7 protein-coding genes are annotated in these 7,394 nt (G+C 44.4%); 6 read left to right on the forward strand and 1 reads right to left on the reverse strand.

Translation table 11 applies throughout. From position 1 onward, the window contains the following. From E1163_RS04190 to E1163_RS04215, 6 genes are all read left to right on the forward strand, one after another. Nucleotides 1-1,589, forward strand: a 1,589-nt coding sequence (locus tag E1163_RS04190) for a peptidylprolyl isomerase (RefSeq protein WP_221417928.1), incomplete at its 5' end; no start/stop codon positions are given. A 40-nt stretch (nucleotides 1,590-1,629) separates the two neighbouring features. Further along, entirely contained in the window at nucleotides 1,630-2,772 is a 1,143-nt protein-coding gene (locus tag E1163_RS04195; RefSeq protein ID WP_155169799.1) for a 5-(carboxyamino)imidazole ribonucleotide synthase, read from the forward strand. A gap of 3 nt (nucleotides 2,773-2,775) precedes the next feature. Next, nucleotides 2,776-3,297 carry a 5-(carboxyamino)imidazole ribonucleotide mutase gene (purE, locus tag E1163_RS04200; protein WP_155169802.1) on the forward strand — a complete coding sequence of 174 codons (522 nt, stop codon included), beginning with the start codon at nucleotides 2,776-2,778 and terminating at the stop codon, nucleotides 3,295-3,297. A gap of 175 nt (nucleotides 3,298-3,472) precedes the next feature. After that, a complete protein-coding gene (locus E1163_RS04205; RefSeq protein WP_155169804.1) occupies nucleotides 3,473-4,189 on the forward strand; it encodes a sulfotransferase-like domain-containing protein in 717 nt (238 codons plus the stop codon). Between the two features lies 1 nt (nucleotide 4,190). Continuing rightward, nucleotides 4,191-5,102, forward strand: coding sequence for an aminotransferase class IV (locus tag E1163_RS04210; protein WP_155169807.1), 912 nt, complete (start codon nucleotides 4,191-4,193; stop codon nucleotides 5,100-5,102). Between the two features lie 41 nt (nucleotides 5,103-5,143). Continuing rightward, complete coding sequence (locus tag E1163_RS04215; RefSeq protein WP_155169809.1) at nucleotides 5,144-6,418, forward strand: hypothetical protein; 1,275 nt, start codon at nucleotides 5,144-5,146, stop codon at nucleotides 6,416-6,418. Nucleotide 6,419: 1 nt separating this feature from the next. Here E1163_RS04215 and E1163_RS04220 read toward each other — a convergent pair whose 3' ends face one another. Next, nucleotides 6,420-7,376 carry a TerC/Alx family metal homeostasis membrane protein gene (locus tag E1163_RS04220; protein WP_155169811.1) on the reverse strand — a complete coding sequence of 319 codons (957 nt, stop codon included), beginning with the start codon at nucleotides 7,374-7,376 and terminating at the stop codon, nucleotides 6,420-6,422. Nucleotides 7,377-7,394 lie beyond the last annotated feature (18 nt).

Consider the following 7,394-nt stretch of genomic DNA (forward strand, 5'->3'; position numbering starts at 1 on the left):
GTATCATTATATTTGGCTATCATCAACAGATCATTATGAACAAATTCCCTCACAAACTTTATAGCTCAGGCTGGCTTTTATCCGTTTTATGCCTAATCGCAGCATGTCAGGCTAAGGTAGAAAAACCGGGTGACATATCCCTAAACAAATATGCTGATTCAACACTGGTACAAATTTATGATTATCAGGATAAAAGGGATACCAAAGAACTGCTGGCTTACTTCAACCATGAAAATTCCGAATACCGCATGGCTGCCGCCGAGGCCTTCGGGTCTGTGCAGGATAGCCTGGCCATTCCGATGCTGGGCCAACTTCTTTATGATAGCTCTGCTCAGGTAAGAAAAGCTGCTGCATATGCCTTAGGACAGAGCTATGACAGTAGTGCGGTAGTGCCGCTGACCAGAGCTCTTCAGGATGAAGATAGTGTTTTTGTGCGCAGGGAGCTTCTGGAGGCATTGGGCAAAGTAGTTACCCAGCCTCAGATCCAGCTCCTCTATAATCAGCCCGACGCGTCAGTCAAAGAAAAGGAAGGGCTGGCCTGGGGCCTTTACAGGGCAGGGATCAGAAATGTGCATGATGGTGTAGCTGTCAGGCTTGGGGTGTCATTGCTTGACAGTGCCCATAGTTATGAAACCCGTCTGGGTGCAGCTCACTTCCTGGCCAGAGGCAAAAACCTTGAACTCAAGCGTTATGAAACTGCGATTATTAAAGCTGCGACCAGTGATGTTTCTCCTAATGTACGCATGGCTGCTGCCACAGCATTGCGCAACATACAGTCAGAAACCGCAATAAATGCTCTGGTAGTACTGGCCAAAAAGGATGCCGACTATCGCGTGAGGGTCAATGCACTCAGGGCCTTATCAGCATTTAACTTCGATCAGACAAATACTGTTGTCTATGAGTCTTTGGGTGATGAAAACTTGCATGTTGCTATAACAGCGGCTGGGGTTATTGATGCCCAGGCTACTGCCGATGATGAGCCTTTTATTACCGAAACCGCCCTGGCAGCAGATTCCTCCAAAGTAAAAGCAATGTTGTTGGGAACTGCGCTACGATTGGCAGAGGATAAAGCTCCTATCGCTCATTTTGAAGGTACTGAAGAGGAAGAAGTTACTAACGAATATAACCACCCGATCGACTGGGAATTGGTGAAATCATTGACAAAGGATCAAAAAATGATGGTTGAAACAGGAAAAGGCAATATAGAGCTACGCCTTCTGGTAGAAGAGGCACCCGGCTCGGTAGCTAACTTTGTGTCCCTGGCGCAAAAGGGGTATTTCAACGGCAAGAATTTTCACCGGGTAGTGCCGAACTTTGTAGTGCAGGGAGGCTGCAACCGCGGCGATGGTTATGGCGGAGAAGATTACTCCATACGCTCCGAGCTGGCAAATCTTCGATATGCGGAAGGCTCGGTGGGCATGGCTTCTGCCGGTAAGGATACCGAAGGTACACAATGGTTTATTACTCACTCTCCGACACCACATTTGGATGGAAGATATACTATATTTGCGCAGGTAACTGACGGAATGGACGTAGTACACCGGCTTCAAGTGGGTGACACTATTCAATCGGTTAGTCTGATTAAATAATTAAACCAGGAAAAGCCATTCGGGCTATAATATTTTTCCAATGTCTCAAAGATCTATACAGGCTGAAAAACTGGGCATACTTGGGGGTGGCCAACTAGGCAGAATGCTCATCCAGTCAGCACTTGATTTTAATCTGGATATCAAAATCCTTGACCCTGATGAAAATGCCCCATGCAAAAAGGTGGCCGGTGCATTTGTGGTCGGTAAGCTTACCGACTTTGATACGGTCTATAATTTTGGAAAAGACTGTGATATCCTTACTATCGAAATTGAAAATGTTAACACCGAGGCCCTAAAAAAACTGCGGGATGAAGGCAAGAAGGTGTTCCCTCAGCCTGAGGTTATAGAGCTTATTCAGGATAAACGCACTCAGAAGCAGTTCTATAAAGACCATGATATTCCAACAGCAGAATTCATACTTACGGAAGACAGGAACGATGTGCATAATTACAGGGATTTTCTTCCTGCGGTAAATAAACTTGGAAAAGAAGGCTATGATGGAAGAGGCGTACAGATCTTGAGGTCTGAGGCTGATCTTGACAAGGCATTTGATGCCAAAGGGCTGCTTGAAAAGTTAATAAACTTTAAAAAAGAAATAGCCGTAATTGTAGCCCGCAATGAAAAGGGTGAGATTACTTCGTTTCCGCCGGTTGAGCTTGTGTTTCACCCGGAAGCTAACCTGGTGGAATACCTCTTTGCGCCGGCCGAAACCTCAGACACAGTGGCCCGGGAAGCCGATGCCATAGCAAAAAAAGTGATCTCAAAGCTGGATATGGTGGGATTACTGGCCGTGGAAATGTTTGTGGATCAGGATGACCATGTTCTGGTGAACGAAGTGGCTCCGAGACCACATAACAGTGGCCACCAAACCATTGAAGCCAACTACACTTCCCAATATGAACAGCATTTAAGGGCTATATTTGATTTGCCCTTGGGTAATACGGAAGCACTAATTCCCTCTGCCATGGTAAACCTGCTGGGGGAAGATGGCTACACCGGCGAAGCACGCTACAAAGGGCTGAATGCCGTGATGGAACAAAAGGGTGTACACATCCATCTCTATGGGAAGAAACTGACGAAGCCATTCAGGAAAATGGGCCATGTCACCATCATTGATCAGGATGTTGCCGCCCTGAAAGAGAAAGTTAATTTTGTAAAACAAACCTTAAAAGTGATCGCATAAATTATGAGCAAACCGGTAGTAGGAATAATCATGGGTAGCCAGTCGGACCTGAGGGTAATGAAAGAGGCTGCGGAAATACTTGAAGAGTTACAGGTAAGCTATGAGCTGACCATAGTATCGGCCCACCGCACCCCTGACCGCATGGTGGATTATGCACGCTCTGCACGTTCAAAAGGTTTGAAGGTGATCATTGCCGGTGCCGGTGGCGCTGCACACCTCCCGGGTATGGTAGCATCCATGACTACCCTGCCGGTAATCGGAGTACCGGTAAAGTCAAGCAATTCCATCGATGGGTGGGATTCCGTACTGTCTATCCTGCAGATGCCCGGCGGCATACCGGTAGCCACAGTTGCCCTCGATGGTGCCAAAAATGCCGGCATACTGGCCGCAGAAATGATAGGTGCTTTTGACGAAAAAACAGCCAAAAACCTTGAAAAGTATAAAGATGAACTCAAAGAGAAGGTATTGAAATCTGCCGAGAGTGTGGAAGAAAAAGGCTGGAGAGGAAGTAAGATAGGTTTTTAAGAGCATATTTACTTCCGAAAAGTACTTATTACTACGTTTTTCTAACAATTTTTGTCCTGGATTTTTATAGTTAGGGCTTTTCATGGTTAATCCATTACACATCTTTTAGGTCGGCACTCCGGACTTGTGGTATGAAGCTATTGTATATTCTATACCTTTTTGATAGCTTACGGCAATGAAAATTTTATCACTATGGTCCGGCCCGCGCAATGTGTCCACGGCATTGATGTATTCTTTTGCACAGCGCCCGGATACCAAAGTAATTGACGAACCCCTTTATGCCCACTACTTATCCAGAACTACAGCCAACCACCCCGGAGAGCAGGAGGTACTGGACAGCATGGAGAATGACGGCACCAGGGTACTCCTCGACCTTCAAAATCATCCCACTGACAGGGATATTCTTTTTTTGAAGAACATGGGCCACCATTGGGTGGATCTTGATGAAAAACTGCTGGATAATATGGAGCATCTTTTTCTGATCCGTGACCCCAGGGAAATGCTTCCTTCATTGATTAACCAACTCGAAAAACCTGTATTGCGTGATACCGGGCTGAAGCTGCAAAAGGACCTGTACGAGATACTGGCGAGGAAAGGCAAACAGGTACCGGTGATTGATTCCCGGCTGTTGCTCAGTGATCCTCAAAAAATACTGAAGAAGGTATGTGAGGTACTGGAGATCCCATTCTACCCTGCCATGCTAAAATGGGAAAAAGGCCCGAGGGCAGAAGATGGGGTCTGGGCGAAGTACTGGTACCACCGGGTACACCAGTCCGAAGGGTTTACTCCCTATGAAAGTAAAAAAGAGCCATTCCCTGAGCGGCTTAAGCCTCTTTTAGAAGAATGCGAACCTTACTATAATTTTTTATACCAAAAAGCTTTAAAATTCTGATATGAGAAACGTTCAACTTCCGGATTCAAGAAATGAAAATATCCTCATCAATATAGATGGCAAACTATACCCTCGCGAAGAGGCTAAAGTATCGGTTTTCGACAGTGTAGTGCAAGGTGGTGATGCTGTTTGGGAAGGCTTACGGATATATGACGGCAAGGTGTTTATGCTTGAGGAGCATATCGACCGTATGATTGCCTCAGCTAAAGCTATGGCCTTTGCCGAAATCCCTTCACGCGACTACATTAAGGATCAGGTATTTAAAACTCTCAATGCCAACCGCATGTACGACGAAAGCCATATTCGCCTGACACTGACCCGTGGCCGAAAGGTAACTTCCGGTATGAGTCCGCATTTTAACCAATATGGGCCAACCTTAATCGTGCTGGCCGAATGGAAAAAACCGGTTTATAATGTTGACGGCATCAAATTAATAACCTCCTCCATCAGAAGGAATCCCCCTCAGTGCATAGATTCCAAGATCCATCACAACAACCTGATCAACAATATACTGGCCAAGATCGAAGCCAACCTTGCCGGAGTGGATGATGCCGTAATGCTGGATGTGGACGGATTTGTTTCTGAAACAAATGCCACAAACATCTTTTTCATTAATAATGGTGCCGTAAAAACGCCTTTTGCTGATAGCTGCCTGCCGGGAATTACCAGACGGAATGTTATTAACCTGGCCAAAGCCAACAATATTGAAATTGAAGAAAAGCGTATATCCATTGCGGAGATGTACATTGCAGATGAGGTGTTTGTTACGGGTACCATGGGCGAAATATCACCTGTGCTAAACATAGACGGAAGAACGATCGGCTCTGGAAAAAAGGGGAAAGTTACCGACAGGATACTTGCGCTGTATCGTGAAAAAGCTAAAAATGAAGGAGTTGCAATACCCCGATCCTAAATATTTCTCGGATATTAAGGTAAAACTGTTAAATTCTGTCTATGAATCCTGCGAAAAAGGGCTGGCTCAAAGAGTTTTTGCATTATAGGAAGAACCTGTTCGAAAAGTCCAAAGAGTTTGAAAAAACTAAAAAGGGCCAGCACCCCGACCAGTCTTTTTACGGTATAATACAACCCACCGGGATAATGTATGGCTACCCTGTACATGTGTATGACCTGGAAGTAGATTATGGCTGGGGCAAGCTCGACACCATTAAGGTTTTACTGGCAGATAGCTTTATCAATATAGCTGAGCTGTATGCTGCAAGCCCTGTAGACACTGCTGATGCCTTCTACAATCTGATGATTGATACCATGGATAGTGTCAACCATTTTTACAATGGCGTTTATCCTGAAATCTCCACCTCTTTAACCAACTGGTTAGGGCAAAAGAAGGACGTACTCCTTATAACAGAGAAGATACTTGAAAAAAGGCTGGACATCATTTTTAAGAAAAGCAGTAATTTCTGGACAGATTTCTTCAATCACGGTCAGTTGTTTCTCGACATCTATATTTTCGGGCAGTGGAGCCACACGAGCCCTGACCGGGTGCTGCTGGATTTTTTTAAAGATGAGAAGGAGGAACTAAGCTATACGGCTGTAAAAGTGATGGCAGCGGCAGCACATGCAAACCAACGTGTGGAAAGTGAAGAAGAAAAGCTGTTTGAACATTTCATAGAGAACTCAGGGCTTCCCGCGGAGAAAAGACGTGTGGCCTATGAGTATTTCGGACATGGTCTGGCCATACAGGATATACCTGTAGAAGAGACCGACCCCTGGGTGATCCGAAAGTACTTTCTGGAGTTGGCTATCCTGACTGTATGGTCTGACAAAATGGTCGAGGATATTGAATGGGACTTCTTAAGTAATTTCAACCAGTCTTTAGGCTTTTCAAATGAAGACTTTGACAGCAGCATGATAGCCGTGGAAGGTTTTGTGCTTCAAAACTGGCAACAGCTTGACAGCCTTCAACTGAAAAAAGACCACCAGGCGATCAGCCAGGATTATGTGGGCCGAATAGCAAGGGTAACCGAAAAATACAAAAACAGAATAAAGCTTGAAATGACTGACGACATCGAGCTGATCGAGATATTGAGAAAGGGAAAGGTATCGGAACTCACCGATGATGAAAAAGAGGCTCTACGCCTGAAGTTTATCAATATTCTAAAAACCATCCCCAGCTTTAGGGTAATCGCTCTGCCTAAAGATTTTCTTTCTTATGAAATTCTGCTGAGAGTTATTCCAAAAAGTGTGATTTCAGAAATGGCGGGCGGCTGATCTACTCTCCCGAATTGGCTTTCGGAATTACGAGCGACATGATGATAGAGGCGGTAAGCGTCACGATGATGACGGTAAATGATATTACAATATCTATATGAACATTTATAACTTCCAGCAGCATTTTAGCCCCTATGAAGATAAGGATAAATGAAAGCCCTTTTTGAAGGAGGTAAAACTTATCGATTATACCTGCAAGCAGGAAGAACTTGGCTCTTAAGCCCAGTACTGCAAAAATATTTGAGGTGTAAATAATGAATTCGCTCTGGGTAATCGCAAAAGCTGCAGGAATAGAATCCACTGCAAAAATGAGGTCTGTAGTTTCTATCAAAAGTATTACCAAAAACAGCGGCGTGAACAATATGGAGCCACTCTTTTTGACAACAAACTTGCCTCCAAAATCACTCTTGGTAATTTTAAGATACTTTCTGGCAAACTTTAACAATGGATTCTTACCCGGGTCAATTTCCTCTTCTTCGCCCTCAAAGAATATTTTAATACCGGAGTAAACCAGAAAGACACCGAAAATATACAGTATCCAGTAAAACTGACCGATAAGGTAGGCTCCTACGAAAATGAATATGGCCCTGAAAACCAAGGCTCCCAGTATACCCCAGAAAAGGATGTTGTGATAGTACTCCTCTTTAACATGAAAGTATCTCAGGATAAGGAGTATTACAAAAATATTGTCAACTGACAGTGCATACTCCGTAAGATAGGCTGAGAAGTAAGTTAAGGCTTTGGTGGCCCCTCCATCATATAAATAGATGAGGTAGCCAAAGGCCACTGAGATCACCACCCAAAAAATGGATTGATACAGCGCTGATTTTGTTGAAATACGATGTGCCTTTTTATTAAAAACTCCCAGATCGATAATAAGGAAAAGGAGTATAACTACACCAAACACGGCGAACAGTAAGGACTCATGTGTATTGTCAAAAAGAGCAAAAAGGAACATACCCTGTGCGTCTCCCTC

The organism is Fulvivirga kasyanovii, from assembly GCF_009711405.1.
Classification (GTDB): Bacteria; Bacteroidota; Bacteroidia; order Cytophagales; family Cyclobacteriaceae; genus Fulvivirga; species Fulvivirga kasyanovii.

Excerpts from the sequence above, each read along its gene's own strand:
- E1163_RS04195 (WP_155169799.1), top strand. The coding sequence starts at position 1,630 with ATGTCTCAAAGATCTATACAGGCTGAAAAACTGGGCATACTTGGGGGT.
- purE (WP_155169802.1), top strand. The coding sequence starts at position 2,776 with ATGAGCAAACCGGTAGTAGGAATAATCATGGGTAGCCAGTCGGACCTG.
- E1163_RS04205 (WP_155169804.1), top strand. The coding sequence starts at position 3,473 with ATGAAAATTTTATCACTATGGTCCGGCCCGCGCAATGTGTCCACGGCA.
- E1163_RS04210 (WP_155169807.1), top strand. The coding sequence starts at position 4,191 with ATGAGAAACGTTCAACTTCCGGATTCAAGAAATGAAAATATCCTCATC.
- E1163_RS04215 (WP_155169809.1), top strand. The coding sequence starts at position 5,144 with ATGAATCCTGCGAAAAAGGGCTGGCTCAAAGAGTTTTTGCATTATAGG.
- E1163_RS04220 (WP_155169811.1), bottom strand. The coding sequence starts at position 7,376 with ATGTTCCTTTTTGCTCTTTTTGACAATACACATGAGTCCTTACTGTTC.